This is a genomic window from Ruegeria sp. CDSA079 (assembly GCF_059612245.1).
Window position 1 is genome coordinate 72,207 of sequence record NZ_JBXWQF010000005.1, and the last position, 14,341, is coordinate 86,547.

General features: G+C 56.5%; 16 protein-coding genes. 12 read left to right on the forward strand and 4 right to left on the reverse strand.

The window, feature by feature from the left end:
• The first annotated feature begins 6 nt into the window (after positions 1–6).
• Together AC2FJZ_RS06800 and AC2FJZ_RS06805 are read left to right on the forward strand one after the other, a co-directional pair.
• On the forward strand, positions 7–990 hold the full coding sequence (locus AC2FJZ_RS06800; RefSeq protein WP_496669176.1) for a fatty acid desaturase: 984 nt from the start codon (positions 7–9) through the stop codon (positions 988–990).
• Between the two features lie 91 nt (positions 991–1,081).
• Positions 1,082–1,660, forward strand: coding sequence for a helix-hairpin-helix domain-containing protein (locus AC2FJZ_RS06805; protein WP_496669174.1), 579 nt, complete (start codon positions 1,082–1,084; stop codon positions 1,658–1,660).
• Between the two features lie 55 nt (positions 1,661–1,715).
• Here AC2FJZ_RS06805 and serS read toward each other — a convergent pair whose 3' ends face one another.
• Entirely contained in the window at positions 1,716–3,008 is a 1,293-nt protein-coding gene (gene serS / locus AC2FJZ_RS06810; protein ID WP_496776677.1) for a serine--tRNA ligase, read from the reverse strand.
• Between the two features lie 72 nt (positions 3,009–3,080).
• Positions 3,081–4,745 carry a mechanosensitive ion channel family protein gene (locus AC2FJZ_RS06815; RefSeq protein WP_496669170.1) on the reverse strand — a complete coding sequence of 555 codons (1,665 nt, stop codon included), beginning with the start codon at positions 4,743–4,745 and terminating at the stop codon, positions 3,081–3,083.
• Positions 4,746–4,946: 201 nt separating this feature from the next.
• On the opposite strand from AC2FJZ_RS06815, the gene yajC reads away from it, so the two are divergent.
• The 10 genes from yajC (at position 4,947) to AC2FJZ_RS06865 (ending at position 11,899) form a co-directional block, all read left to right on the forward strand.
• Positions 4,947–5,234 carry a preprotein translocase subunit YajC gene (gene yajC, locus AC2FJZ_RS06820; RefSeq protein ID WP_050602079.1) on the forward strand — a complete coding sequence of 96 codons (288 nt, stop codon included), beginning with the start codon at positions 4,947–4,949 and terminating at the stop codon, positions 5,232–5,234.
• A gap of 33 nt (positions 5,235–5,267) precedes the next feature.
• Positions 5,268–6,929 carry a protein translocase subunit SecD gene (gene secD, locus AC2FJZ_RS06825; RefSeq protein ID WP_496776679.1) on the forward strand — a complete coding sequence of 554 codons (1,662 nt, stop codon included), beginning with the start codon at positions 5,268–5,270 and terminating at the stop codon, positions 6,927–6,929.
• A gap of 1 nt (position 6,930) precedes the next feature.
• Positions 6,931–7,899, forward strand: a complete 969-nt coding sequence (secF, locus tag AC2FJZ_RS06830; protein ID WP_050602081.1) for a protein translocase subunit SecF — start codon at positions 6,931–6,933, stop codon at positions 7,897–7,899.
• A complete protein-coding gene (locus AC2FJZ_RS06835) occupies positions 7,892–8,644 on the forward strand; it encodes a TSUP family transporter (protein ID WP_496776680.1) in 753 nt (250 codons plus the stop codon). Before secF ends, AC2FJZ_RS06835 begins: the two co-directional genes overlap by 8 nt.
• A gap of 12 nt (positions 8,645–8,656) precedes the next feature.
• Positions 8,657–9,010 (forward strand): Mth938-like domain-containing protein, encoded by a 354-nt coding sequence (locus AC2FJZ_RS06840; RefSeq protein WP_496776682.1) that lies wholly within the window; start codon positions 8,657–8,659, stop codon positions 9,008–9,010.
• 99 nt (positions 9,011–9,109) lie between these two features.
• A complete protein-coding gene (gene ccmA / locus AC2FJZ_RS06845; RefSeq protein WP_496776684.1) occupies positions 9,110–9,724 on the forward strand; it encodes a heme ABC exporter ATP-binding protein CcmA in 615 nt (204 codons plus the stop codon).
• The gene (gene ccmB, locus AC2FJZ_RS06850; RefSeq protein WP_496669162.1) at positions 9,721–10,377 is read left to right on the forward strand and encodes a heme exporter protein CcmB; all 657 of its coding nucleotides are present in this window, start codon (positions 9,721–9,723) and stop codon (positions 10,375–10,377) included. Before ccmA ends, ccmB begins: the two co-directional genes overlap by 4 nt.
• Before the next feature lie 61 nt (positions 10,378–10,438).
• A complete protein-coding gene (locus AC2FJZ_RS06855) occupies positions 10,439–11,212 on the forward strand; it encodes a heme ABC transporter permease (protein ID WP_050602086.1) in 774 nt (257 codons plus the stop codon).
• Positions 11,209–11,367, forward strand: coding sequence for a heme exporter protein CcmD (gene ccmD / locus AC2FJZ_RS06860; protein ID WP_496669161.1), 159 nt, complete (start codon positions 11,209–11,211; stop codon positions 11,365–11,367). Before AC2FJZ_RS06855 ends, ccmD begins: the two co-directional genes overlap by 4 nt.
• The gene (locus tag AC2FJZ_RS06865; protein ID WP_050602087.1) at positions 11,360–11,899 is read left to right on the forward strand and encodes a DsbE family thiol:disulfide interchange protein; all 540 of its coding nucleotides are present in this window, start codon (positions 11,360–11,362) and stop codon (positions 11,897–11,899) included. Before ccmD ends, AC2FJZ_RS06865 begins: the two co-directional genes overlap by 8 nt.
• A 26-nt stretch (positions 11,900–11,925) precedes the next feature.
• On the opposite strand, the gene AC2FJZ_RS06870 is transcribed toward AC2FJZ_RS06865, so the two are convergent.
• Both AC2FJZ_RS06870 and AC2FJZ_RS06875 read right to left on the reverse strand, forming a co-directional pair.
• Positions 11,926–12,627: an SDR family NAD(P)-dependent oxidoreductase gene (locus AC2FJZ_RS06870; protein WP_496776686.1), complete on the reverse strand. Its 702-nt coding sequence runs from the start codon at positions 12,625–12,627 to the stop codon at positions 11,926–11,928.
• Positions 12,628–12,766: 139 nt separating this feature from the next.
• Complete coding sequence (locus AC2FJZ_RS06875; protein ID WP_496669157.1) at positions 12,767–14,269, reverse strand: BCCT family transporter; 1,503 nt, start codon at positions 14,267–14,269, stop codon at positions 12,767–12,769.
• Between the last annotated feature and the right edge of the window lie 72 nt (positions 14,270–14,341).

Genomic DNA, 14,341 nt, shown 5'->3' on the forward strand with positions numbered 1-14,341 from the left:
GGCTGGATGGATCTGAGGGAATATACAAGACAATACGCGGTTCAGGACAACAGATTGGCTGCGTTAAGCTATTTTGGAACGTTCGCGGCGTATTTTGCGTCACTGGCATTGGCGATCCATTTTGTGGACCTGTGGTACATCATGATACCTACCGGGATCGTCTTTGCCTTTTCCGCTGTGCGACTTTACGTGCTGCAACATGATTGCGGGCACCATTCGCTTTTTGAAACGCGATTGCAGAACGAGTGGGCGGGGCACGGCCTGTCGCCGTTTACCTTTGCGCCGTTCGAAGTGATGAAGCAGAACCACAACCTTCACCATGCAGGCATCGGTAATCTGGAACATCGCGAAACCGGCGAAATTCACACCATGACTGTACGGGAATGGAACGCGGCAGATCGGAAAACGCGTTTGTTCTACAGGCTGTATCGCAATCCGTTCATCCTGGTGCCGATGGGGGCTTTGTTCACATACTTCATTCGCTACCGCTGGCCAAAGAACACTGTGCGCTTTGGCGTGAAAGGCGTGTTGATGCACAACGTGTCTATCGTGGTATTCCTAAGCCTGCTGTATCTGATCGCGGGAATGACCGGGATCTGGGTTTGGTTGGCGTTTTCGTTTCTGGGCGGGATGTTGGGTGTGTTTCTCGTCTATCTGCAACATAATTTCGAGGACACCTATTGGGATCGCAGACCCGAGTTAAACCCTCAGGTCGCTGCGCTTCAGGGGTCTTCAGCACTGGATTTCGGATGGTGGTTCGATACCGCTGTGGCCTGTATCACGTTGCATGACATCCACCACTATAACGCGCGTATCCCTTCCTACCGCCTGCGCGCTTGCCACTATAATCTGCCGCCGGAATTCACACCGCGTCGGATCAAATTCCCCGAAGCCGTTGCAGCGTTGCAGCTGAAACTATGGGATGAGGATGCAAAACGTCTTGTGCCTTTTCCTAAACAAACCCGAACGGCCGATCTTGCCCATGGCTAAAGCACTGGGTTTTGACTGGCTGACATAGAACTTGCTGATTGTACATCCGGTGTATATACAAATCTGCAGGGAGATTGAGAAAGGACAGATAATGACCGCAGTGACCAATATGAAAGGTGTAGGAGAGGCACTTGGCCAGGCTCTTGTCGCCAATGGCTTCAAGACCGCAGAAGCAATAGCCAAGGCAAGCCCTGCTGACCTGGTCAAGGTCCCTCGGGTCGGTGAAGCACGTGCTGCTGTGTTGATTGCAGCCGCAAAAGAGGCCATCTCCGCGAAACCGGCCGCTGCGAAACCTGTTACACGCCGTGCTTCTGTGCGCAAGCCTGCGACCAGGAAGACAACCGCACGCAAAACCACTACGCGCAAGACTGTTGCTGCTGCTGCGGCCGAAAAGCGGGCCGAGGAAGCTGCACGCAAGGCGGCAGAGGAAAAGGCAGCGGCTGAAAAAGCCGAAGCCGCGGCCAAGAAAAAGGCCAAAGCCAAGGCCAAGGCAGAAAAAGCTGCCAAGAAGCGCAAGGAAATGGAAGCCGCGTTCTCCAAGGCCAAGGACAAGGTGAAGGCCAAATCCAAGAAGGACAAAAAGTCCAAGAAGGCTGACAAAAAGAAAGACGCCAAGAAGGCTGACAAAAAGAGCGACAAAAAGAAAGAAAAGAAAAAGGCGAAGAAGTAAGACTTCCTCGCCCTTCCATTTTGTCAGACCGGCGCCCTGCAGGGGGCCGGTTTTCTTATGCCAGCGTACCGTCCAGTTGCAGCGTCAGCTTGCCACCCAGATAGGGGCTCAGGACTTCGGGCAGGGTCACGGTACCATCCGCGTTCTGACCGTTTTCCAGGACAGCGATCAAGCAGCGCCCAACAGCAAGGCCCGAGCCGTTCAGTGTGTGAACATATTCCGGCTTGCCGCCACCATCCGGGCGGAACCGAGCGTTCATCCGACGAGCCTGAAATGCGCCAGTGGTCGAGACCGAGCTGATCTCGCGATAGGTATCCTGACCGGGTAGCCATGCTTCGATGTCATAAGTGCGCCGCGCGCCAAAGCCCATGTCGCCGGTGCACAGAACGACGGTGCGATAGGGGATGCCCAACTGCTCCAACAAGTCTTCGGCACAGCGTAGCATACGCTTCTGTTCCTCATCCGATTTGTCGGGATGGGTGATCGAGACCATTTCGACCTTTTCGAACTGGTGCTGTCGCAAAATACCCGCAGTGTCCTTGCCGGCGCTGCCAGCCTCGGACCGGAAGCAGACGGTATGCGCGGTCATGCGGATGGGCAGAACGGCTTCGTCAAGAATATCCCCGGCAACAGAATAGGTCAGCGTGACTTCAGAGGTCGGGATCAGCCACCAGCCGTTGGTCGTTTGATAGCTGTCGGCACCGAATTTCGGAAGCTTGTCAGTGCCGTACATCGCCTCATCCCGGACCAGAACCGGGGTCTGCATTTCGGTTAACCCATTCTTGTCGATATGCGTGTCCAGCATGAATTGCGCCAGCGCACGGTGGATGCGGGCCACGCCTTGGGACAGGTTCACAAAGCGACTGCCGCTGGTCTTGGATGCAGTCTCGAAATCCATCGCGGCAGCGACGGCGGGAACCTCGAAATGCTCTTTCGGAGCAAAGTCGAACGCGCGTGGGGCACCCCAACGGTTGACCTCGACATTGTCATTCTCGTCCGCGCCTTTCGGCACATCATCGGCGGGCAAGTTGGCAATGCGGGCGAGCTGATCCGTTAGAAGAGCGTCCAGATCTTTCGCCTCGGTCTGCATCCGGGCGATCTCGGCCTTTTTCTCGGCCACCAGTGCGCGCAGGCGTTCGAACTCGGCTTCATCACCGCGGCCCTTGGCGGCACCGACCTCTTTGCTGGCCTTGTTCTGCTCAGCCTGTGCGGTTTCGGCGGCCAGAATCTTGGCGCGGCGGCTTTCATCCAACCTCAACAAATCTGACGACACCGGCGCGTCCCCACGGCGCGCAAGTGCGGCGTCGAAGGCGGCTGGGTTTTCGCGAATGGCGCGGATGTCGTGCATGTCTCAGATCCTTAGATGCGTGAATCACTGAAACCGCTTATGCACCATCTGTCGGGCGGGGTGTAGCACCGGTTACGACTTATCGTCATCGGCGTGGGTTTCATGCGCCAGATGGCCATTCCATTCCTCGGACGGGATTTTTGGTTCTGGTGGATCAGCCATGTACGAGGGTGTCATAATCTGTACGCTATTCTCATTGAACACGGCGACAATGTTGCGGTGCAGGTCCGAGCGGATCTTCGGAATGATGCTGCCGCGCGTAGTGTAGCCGTTGATTTGATAGTTGATTGCGTAATCAGCCAGCGCCGTCCACAGCACGAAGGGTTCGGGCTTGGCCTTGATGCCTTTTGTGCGATTAGCAGCCTCGATCAGCATTGCCTCGATCTTTTCCGGGGGTTCTTCATATCCGATTCCAACCGTAGTGTGCAGTAAAAGCCCGCTGCCATCGGTTTTCTTCGAAAAATTTACCACGTCTGAATTCATCAACTGAGCATTCGGGATTGAGATCAATTCATTCTTGATGGATTTCAGATGCGTTTCCATTAACTTGATCTGCACGACGTCTCCAATGTGATCTCCGATCTGGATACGGTCTCCTATGGATGTGGACCGGCGGTAGATCACGAACAACCCGGCCAACATGTTGGACACGACCGAGTTTGCGCCCAACGACAGCATCGCGCCAACCAGAATGGTCAGGCCCTGAAACGCGGCGGAATCCGAACCCGGAATGTAGGGCACTGCAAACACAAGTGCGATCAGAATGACGATGACACGGGCGATGTTGAACGTCGGGTTGACCCAATGCTTTTCGAAATCGGTCATTTCGAACGAACCCGCTTCGACCGCATCGAAGAACACGCGCATCCCTTTGATTATATACAACGCGACCCATGTGATCAGGCCCAGCATAATAAGGTTGGGTATGTAGCTCAGGATACCCTTGAATATCAGCAGTACGGGTTCAGTCAGGTAAGTGAGCAGCAGTTGCGCGAAATACCGTGTTTCGGCAAATGCAAGAAGGACGAAGGACAGGTAGTAGTAGAAACCGAGAAAGAAGATAACCAGCAGGACAAAATTCAGCCCGTACCTGATCAGGGCTGCGATTGCTTCGGCCTGGACGCTTTTGGCGGTCGCCGTTTCGACATCCCTCAAATAACGCTTTACCATTTTCAGGGTACGCCGCCTGATCCGCCGATGCAGCCATAAGATCAGCACCACGAAGGCGACAAAGCCAAGGGTCCATCCCGCAGCCTCAATTGCCCCTGACACCCGCGCCTGCTCCGAGCGGTTGGCACGATAGGCAAGAATGGCGTCTTCGATGGCCTGACCATGCAGAAACCCGAGAACGTCCAGCTCCATTTGATCCAACTCGGCATCTGCAACTGTCACGATTGACACGATCACACCGTCAGCGCGGATGCGAATGCCCAGATCGGTTTCTTCGAAGGCGATGTCGACCGTGGGATTTTCCGAGGCTTCGGCGATCTCAATGATCTTGTCCTGAACGCTTGCTGCCCGTTCCGGTGCGGGCAGGGCGCTGGAGCCGCGCAGGAAGAACAACATGTCGCCGTCGACGATGACAGGCGCTTTGAAACTGTCCGCGTCTTCTGCCTCGGGTTCGGTGATTTCAGCGGTTGTTTCCTGCGCCTTCAGCGGTGCTGCCAGAAACAGGAGTATTGCCACTAGCGACAGCAAAAGCGTCAACGATTGGAACGGTTTGTAGGATTCTTTCATTGTCCCTCCTGATGCTTGACTATAGCTGAACTGCGATGTCTGCATAGGACATATCTGCAACGCTTGATTGGTTCTTATGTCACCAATGTCAGGTTCCAATGAGACACATCATCGCCTTTGCTTGCAAACACGCATTTCAAAGCATAGGTTCCGCCCAAATTTGCGGAACGGTGCCGCAAGATCTGAACAAAGGAATATCCCATGGAAGGTGGCGCAATCGCCCAGTTTCTCCCGCTGATCCTGATTTTCGCGATCATGTATTTCCTGCTGATCCGTCCACAGCAGAAGAAAATGAAAGAACATACGGCCATGGTCGAAGCCGTGCGTCGGGGTGATCAGGTGGTCACACAGGGCGGCGTGATCGGCAAGGTGTCAAAGGTCAAGGAAGGTGAGAACGAGATTGAGGTCGAGATCGCCGAGGGCGTCAAGATCCGCGTGGTCAAGTCGACCATCGCTCAGGTTCTGAACAAGACCGAACCTGCGAAGTAAGTTCGCGCGATAATCCCTTGAAAAGGCAGGGTAATGCTGCAAATTGATACCTGGAAGCGGGTTCTGATCTGGCTGGTTTGTGTGACTGGTCTGCTCATGGCCCTGCCAAACGCGTTCTACACGCGGGTCGAGCAATCGAATGACGCCAAAACCGCGATTGAACTGGGCGTAGACACGCCTGAGATGCAGGCCGAAGCTGGTCAATGGCCCACCTGGCTGCCCTCATCGCTGGTCAATCTTGGACTGGACCTGCGCGGCGGTGCGCATCTGCTGGCCGAGGTTCGGGTGCAGGACGTCTATGAAGCGCGGATGGAAGCCATGTGGCCGGAAATCCGCGACGCGCTGCGTGATGAGCGTGCGACAGTTGGCACCATCCGTCGTCAGGACTCGGCCCCGGATGAGATTCGTGTGCGCATCAGCCAGCCCGAGGGGATGTCTCGGGCACTGGAAGTGGTGCGTGGGCTGGCCCGTCAGGTGCAAACCCTGACCGGGGTTGGTGCCACGGATATCGAGGCCCGGGCCGACGGTGATACCATCGTTGTTCAGCTTTCCGAGGCTGAAAAGCTGGCCTCAGACGACCGCACAGTGCGTCAGGCGCTTGAAATCATCCGCCGCCGGATCGACGAAGTCGGTACCCGCGAGCCCACCATTCAGCGTCAGGGCGCGGATCGGATTCTGATTCAGGTGCCGGGTATCGGCAGCGCCGGAGAGTTGAAGGAAATCATCGGAACCACGGCGCAGTTGACGTTTAACCCGGTTGTTAATCGCGGCACCGACCCGGATGCAATTGCGGGCATCGGTGAAGAGGTTGTGCCTTCGATCGATGAAAGCGGCGTTTACTACATCATCGAGTCCGCTCCGGTTGTGACCGGAGAGGAATTGGTCGACGCCCAGCCTTCGTTCGATCAGAACGGTCGCCCGGCTGTCAGTTTCCGGTTCAATACATCGGGCGCGCGCAAGTTCGGCGATTATACACGTGACAATATCGGTGCACCTTTTGCCATTGTTCTGGATGATGAGGTGATCTCGGCTCCTGTGATCCAAAGTCACATTCCGGGCGGATCCGGCATCATCACCGGCAACTTCACCGTTGAGGAAAGCACCAATCTGGCGGTCCTACTGCGGGCGGGTGCGCTACCTGCCGGGCTGGAATTCCTGGAAGAACGTACCATCGGCCCCGAACTTGGGCAGGACAGTATCGACGCGGGTAAAGTTGCCACCATCGTGGCCTTTGTTGCGGTGCTGGTCTTCATGGCGCTCAGTTATGGTCTGTTTGGACTCTTTGCCAACATCGCGCTGATCATCAACGTGGGCCTGCTGTTTGGCCTGCTGTCCCTGATCGGAGCAACCCTGACCTTGCCAGGCATCGCGGGAATCGTACTGACGGTCGGGATGGCGGTGGACGCCAACGTGCTGATCTTTGAACGTATCCGCGAGGAACTGAAATCTGCCAAAGGTCCGGCACGCGCCATCGAGCTTGGTTATGAAAAGGCGTTGTCGGCCATTCTGGATGCCAACGTAACCACCTTCATAACGGCGACCATCCTGTTTGCCATGGGCAGTGGCCCGGTGCGCGGGTTCGCCATCACTCTGGGGCTGGGTATTCTGACCTCGGTCTTCACTGCGATTTTCGTGACGCGCTTGATGGTCGTCATATGGTTCGAACGCCGCCGTCCGAAAATGATCGAGGTTTGACATGAGACTGAAACTCGTACCCCAGAACACCTCGTTCGATTTCTTCAGTCGCTGGAAGATCTGGCTTGGGATTTCGGGCCTGATGATGGTTGTGGCTTTTGCTTCGTTCATGTTGCAGGGCCTGAATTTCGGCATCGACTTTCGGGGTGGTACAACCATCCGAACCGAAAGCACGCAGCCGATTGACGTGGGCACATACCGCGATGCAATCTCTCCGCTGGAACTTGGAGATGTGACGATCACCGAGATTTTCGATCCGACCTTTGGAGAAGACGAAAATGTCGCGATGATCCGCATTCAGGCGCAGGCTGATGCCGAAGCGGTCGAGGCCGCAACGATCACCGCTGTAGAAGAAGCGCTGCAAACCGTGATCCCGGATATTCAATTCGTCTCGGTGGAATCAGTGGGTCCGAAAGTTTCCGGAGAGCTGATCCAGACGGCGGTTATCGCCGTCGCCTTGGCTATCGGTGCGGTTCTTGTCTACATCTGGCTGCGGTTTGAATGGCAATTCGCACTGGGGGCCGTGGCTGCACTTGTGCATGACGTGATCCTGACCATCGGCATCTTCTCGGAACTGCAGATCCGTTTCGATCTGGCAATCATCGCGGCGCTTCTGACCATCGTGGGCTATTCGCTGAACGACACGGTAGTGGTTTTCGACCGCGTGCGCGAGAACCTTCGGAAGTACAAGAAGAAAGACCTCAAAGAGGTTCTGAACATCTCGATCAATGAAACCCTAAGCCGGACGGTGATGACCTCTGTCACCACTCTGCTGGCGTTGATTTCGCTTTATGTTCTGGGCGGAGATGTGATCCGTGGGTTTGTCTTTGCCATGATCTGGGGTGTCATCATCGGGACTTATTCGTCGGTCTTTGTGGCCTCGACCATATTGTTGTGGCTGGGGGTGAAGCGCGACTGGTCCAAGCCGTCGAACACGGCGGGCAACCAGTTTGCCAACATAGATGCCTGAGGCATTGCAGCAGGCCCTTGCCCTGCCGGGCCTGGGCTGGCTGATCCTGACCATCGGAGCCGCGGGACTGGTCCGCGGTTTCACAGGTTTTGGAACAGCAATGATCTTTGTGCCGGTCGCCGTCCAGTTCCTGCCCATCGCGGATGTGGTATTTCTGATGGCAGCCACCGGGATCGTCTCGACCTTTGCTCTTGCGCCTCAAGCTTGGCGCGAATGCGACAAGTCCGAGATCAGCACTTTGGGCATCGCTGCGGCTGTTACCGTGCCACTTGGGCTTTGGATCATGGCGCAAGTGGACACGCTTGTTCTACGCTGGATCGCCTGCGGCATCATCGGTTTTACACTGACGGCTGTCATTACCGGCTGGCGCTGGGAGGGGCGATTGGGCTTGAGCGGACGATTGGCCATTGGGGGCAGCGCTGGGGTGATTGGCGGGATGACCGGCCTGACCGGCCCTGTTATCATTGTCTTCTATCTGGCCAGTTCGACAAATGTGCGCAAAATCCGGGCCAACACGATCATCTTTCTGGCCCTGCTGGATGTCGCGATTGTCTTCAGTATCCTGATCGGTGGCGCGGCGGATTTATCGATCCTGTGGATTGTTCTGCTGCTGGGTGTGCCTTATCTGACCACTACGCTGATCGGCAAAGCGCTGTTCGAACCGAAGCTGGAGCGCTTCTATCGCGTTGCGGCCTATTCGGTCATTCTGATCGCGGTGGTGTCCGGACTGCCGATCCTGGATTGACGGAGGGATAACATGCGTCTGAACCAAGTGACCTTTAGCGACGCAAAGCCGGTGGACGGTTACGGCCCCGGGTTCTTCCGCATTGGCGGCGAGGTGTTCGAAGGTGCTGTTCTGACCGGCCCTGCGGGTCCGGTAAAATGGGGCGGTTATGAGGATACCCAATCCCTGCTTGATCTGGCCGATGAGATCGACGTCCTGTTCATAGGAACCGGCACGGACGTGGCGCATATTCCCCAAACCCTGCGCGCCGCTTTGGAAAACGCTGGGGTTGGCGTTGAAATCATGAATTCTCCTGCCGCTTGCCGCACCTATAATGTGTTGCTATCGGAAGGTCGCCGGATCGCCCTTGCCCTGATCCCCGTTTGACAGGGTTCTTCAATCCGCTCCTGATTATTCCAAAGCCAGCAACGGCCCTGCGGCAAATCTTGCCTTTTGCCTCTGAAGACAATCCGCTAAGCGGGTTTCATGACTCTGACTGTATCTGACTTGTCGATCACCCGTGGTGGCATTCCTGTGCTGGAAGGTCTCAGCTTTGAACTGCCGCCCGGCAAGGCGCTGATTCTGCGTGGGCCGAACGGAATCGGCAAAACGACGCTCTTGCGCACTTTGGCAGGTTTGCAGCCTCCGCTTGAAGGCACCATCGAAGGCGCCGAGGACCAGATTGCCTATGCGGCCCACTCGGACGGGTTGAAGCCGACACTGACCGTGACCGAGAACCTGATGTTCTGGGCCTCGGTCTTTGGGACCAGCGGCATACAAAGCGCATTGGATACTTTTGATCTGAATGAGCTGGCCGATCGCCATGCCGGTAACCTGTCGGCCGGTCAGAAGCGGCGGCTGGGGCTTGCGCGGATGCTGGTGACAGGACGACCGATTTGGATGTTGGACGAACCCACTGTTTCGCTGGACAAAAACGCAGTGCAGATGTTTGCCAACGCGGTGCGGGCCCATCTGGGGCAGGGCGGGTCGGCCCTAATCGCAACCCATATCGACCTTGGTCTTGATGGAGAGGTTCTGGACGTTGGGCCCAACAAGGCCAAACCCAAACCCATTGACGATTTCGACGGAGGCTTCCTGTGATCGCCCTGTTGCTGCGCGACCTGAAACTGGCCTTTCGCGCGGGCGGCGGGTTTGGACTGGGACTTGCATTTTTCCTGATCGTGACCGTGATGGTGCCGTTTGCGGTGGGTCCGCAATCTTCGCTGCTGTCCACCATCGCACCCGGTGTTCTTTGGCTGGGGGCGTTGCTGGCCTGTCTGCTGTCGTTAGACCGATTGCTGGCTTTGGATTGGGAAGACGGGTCGCTGGATCTGTTGGCCACCGCGCCGCTACCGTTGGAATCGGTTGTGACCATCAAGGCGCTGGCCCATTGGCTGACTACCGGATTGCCTCTGGTTCTTGCGGCTCCGTTCCTGGGTGTCTTGCTGAATCTGCCTGTGCCGGGATTCTTCTGGCTGGTGATGTCACTGTTGATCGGAACCCCGGCGATGAGCGTGATCGGAACCTTTGGTGCAGCTCTGACCGTCGGTTTGAAGCGTGGCGGTTTGCTGCTGTCGCTGCTGGTGCTGCCGCTATACGTGCCCACTCTGATTTTCGGAGCCGAGGTCGCCCGGCGCGGAGCCACGGGGATGGAGGTCCAGACGCCGCTTCTCATGCTGGCAGGTATCACGGCAGCAACTATCGCGCTGTTACCCTTTGCCAGCGCGGCGGTGTTGCGTATCAATCTGCGGTGAACCGTCTCAACTTTGACCAAGGTCAATTGAGAACCACCCCAATTCGGACTAGATAGGGCCCATGTCTATCGCAGCCAAAGCCAACGCCCTCTGGGAATACGCCAACCCGCGTAAGTTTCTTGCAACCAGCGAGCGTGTCCTGCCGTTTTTCTGGATCACCTCACTTGCCTGCATCTGTGTGGGCCTGATCTGGGGCTTTTTCTTTACGCCGGACGATTACAAACAAGGGTCGACGGTCAAGATCATCTATCTGCATGTGCCTGCGGCGCTGATGGCGATCAACTGCTGGCTGATGATGCTGGTGACATCGCTGGTTTGGCTGGTACGGCGTCACCATGTCAGTGCGCTTGCCGCACGGGCGGCGGCACCGATCGGGATCGTGATGACAATGATTGCGTTGTTGACAGGTGCGATCTGGGGCCAGCCTATGTGGGGCACTTGGTGGGCCTGGGATCCGCGACTGACCTCGTTTCTGATCCTGTTCCTGTTCTACCTTGGATATGTCGCCCTGTGGGAGGCGATTGAAGACCCGGATACAGCGGCCGACCTGACCTCGGTCCTGTGCCTTGTGGGGTCGGTTTTCGCGATCCTCAGCCGCTATGCGGTGAACTTCTGGAACCAGGGGCTGCATCAGGGGGCGTCTGTCATGAGGGCAGCGGCTGTGACCGGGGCAGATACCGAAGAAAAGGTCAGCAACGTATTCTTCTATCCGTTGTTGATCTGCATTATCGGTTTTGTTTTGTTGTTCATCGCATTGGTGCTGTATCGCACCGGAACCGAAATTCGCGCACGTCGAATCAAGGCGCTGATGGCGCGGGAAAGGGTGGGCGGATGATCCCCGATCTTGGAAAATACGCGGACTCGGTTCTGTCGTCTTATGCTGTGTCTGTCGTTCTTCTGGTGGTATTGGTTGCGTACAGTGTGATACGTGGGCGCAAAGTGCGCCGGGACATGGAAAAGATCGAACAAAGGATGTCGCGCAATGGCTAAGATATCGCCCTTGATGATCGCTCCACCGCTGATTTTTGGCGCCTTTGCCGTATTGGCCGGAATCGGCATGTTCCGCGATGATCCAAATGCCCTGCCATCCGCACGCGAGGGCCAGCCCGCCCCGCCTGTGGTCCTAAGCGAGTTTCCCGGCAAAACCCCGTTCGATGACGCGACCCTGCGCGACGGAGAGGTCAAGCTGGTTAACTATTGGGCCAGCTGGTGTGCGCCTTGTCGCGCTGAACACCCCAATCTGGAAGCTTTGGCGAAAGAAGGCATCCCGGTCTATGGCATCAACTACAAAGATCAGTTGGCCAACGCAGATGCGTTCCTGACCGAGCTTGGCGATCCTTACACCGCGATGGGACGCGATGAACAAGGCCGCATGGCGTTGGATTGGGGCCTCTACGGTGTTCCTGAAACCTATGTGATTGACGGCGATGGTAAAATTATCCTTCGCTTTGCAGGGCCTATCACGCAACGGGTGATCGAAAGCACAATCCGCCCTGCCTTGGAAAAGGCGGCAGGCGGTTAGACACCTGCAAGCGGCTTTAGCAGGTTTTACAATCGATAGCCTCCGGTCACGCCGAGGACTTCACCGGTTATGAAACCCGCCGCATCAGAGGCCAGAAACCGAACGACCCGAGCGATATCCTCTGGCACGCCGACACGCCCAAGGGCGGTGTCTTTGACGAACAGTTCTGTCAGGTCATCCGGGCGCGGGGCCTCGGGGATGTTGATCGCACCAGGTGCAACCGCGTTGACGCGAATACCCTGCGGGCCCAGTTCTTTGGCCATGGCACGGGTCCACAGGTTGAGCGCGGCCTTGCTGGCCCCGTAAGTCGCGGCATCGCGCGGCGGAAGGGTCGCGTTCATGGATGAGATATTCACGACGCTGGATCCGCTTTGCAGATAGGGCAAAGCTGCTGTCAGCAAGGCTATCGGCGCGATCAAGTTCAGGTCCAGAATATCTCTGTGGTCCGGTGCTTCAAACACCTCTTTCGGAGTCGAACGCACCAGCCCCGCATTGTTCACGATGATATCCAGCCGACCAAACCGTTCGATGACCTGTTCGACAACGCGAACGGGCTGATCTTCCTGTGTCAGGTCCGAGCGGATGGCCAGAAAGCTGCGATCCAACACATCCAAATCGGGCGCGCTGTTCAACCATGTGAACGCAACTTGATGATCACGGCCGAGGTCTTCGACGATTGCTCGGCCAATCCCTCGAGCGCCGCCGGTTATCAATGCAACTTTGTCCATAGGCACACCAAATCTGCAAAGTGGATGCGTTACAACGCTAAACCTGATCGTTCTTTTTAAGCGTCACCTGCGCAGCAGAATCCAGATCATCGCCGCGATGAACGCGAAGGTCACAAGGTTCATCAGCGTATCTGTGAGATCACCGATCAGCATTGCGCTGGCCCTCCTCTCTCAGACCGCGGAACAAACAGACCATCAGTAGGACAGAAATAAAGACAAACGGCAAAGCGCCAAGCGAGATGAGGATCTTGACTGAGTCCACTGACCCAGAAAGGATCATCGCAACGCTCAGCAGCCCCAGCAAGCCCCCCCAGATCAGGCGCACACGCGGAGGGGGGTTCTCGTCGCCACCTGTCGAGAAGGTGCCCAGGACAAATGCCGCGCTTACGACGCTGGTCACAATGAACAGAAACGCGGCCAGTACCGTTGCGAGCGTTGTCACCAGGGACAGCGGCAGACGGTTAAGCAAGGCGAAGGTCACGCGTTCAATGTTTGTTTGCGTATAGGCCAACAGTTCCCCCGCCCCGTTGAGAGCCTCGAACAGGCCAATGCCGCCAAAAGCGCCGAACCAAAGGATCGAAAACAGCGTAGGGGCGAAGAGTACTCCGATCACGAATTCTCGTATTGTTCGACCGCGAGAGATGCGGGCGACGAAGACACCCACAAATGGGCCCCAGGCGATCCACCAGACCATATAGGTCAGAGTCCAGTCGCTGAACCATTTGGTGACGTCATCGCCGAAAAACGTGAAGGTCTGAAAACCCCTTGGAATGACATTGGTGACGTAATCACCGAAACCCTGAACGACTGTATTCAAAAGATATTCTGTCGGGCCCAGGACCACCGTGTAGGCAACAAGGCTGATCGCAATCAGCATAGCCGCGTTGGACAGTCGCGCCATGCCTTGACCCAGATCGATCAAGAGTGCCGGGATATACGCAGCGACCATCGCCAGAAAGACAACGCCAATCAGTAGGGCTCCGACCGTTTCCCGGCCACCCAGAACAGCTATGCCATCTGCCACCTGAAACACGCCCATAGCCATGGAGCCACCAACGCCGATGGCTATCGCGACGATTGCCATGAAGTCAGAAAACCATCCGACACGTTCCGCCCAGCGTTCGCCGGGAAACAGGCTTTTGATCGGCGCGCTGACCATCATCCCGGTGCCGCGGCGAAAACTGAAATAAGCGATGGTAAGCGCTGTTGAGCCGTAGATGGCCCAAGCGTGCAGACCCCAGTGAAAATTTGTCGCCAACATGGCTTGCTGCGCCGCGATGAAATCCGGCGCCATGCCTGAGATAAAGTTGAAATGGGTGAGTGGTTCTGCCACGGCCCAAAATAGCAGACCGACGCCCATCCCGGCAGAGAACAACATCGAAATCCATGTGGCGGTCGAGAATTCTGGTTCTTCGTCATCGCGACCAAGGCGAATTTTGCCATAAGGAGAAAATGCCAAAAACAGGCATCCGATCAACATGCCCGACGCGGCGAGCATCACGAACCAGCCGCGGCTGTGGAAGGTCTGTTGAACGATACCACTTGCCCAGGTCACCAAACTCTGGATGTCGACAACACCCCATATCCCGATCACAGCGATAACGCTAAGGGAGCAAACCATCAGGGCGTTGGGTTTCTGCATGACACATGATTTCCGTTGATGACCTCGCCCAACAGTTTCAGGTTTTCGAATGAATGACCAGAAAACAAAAAA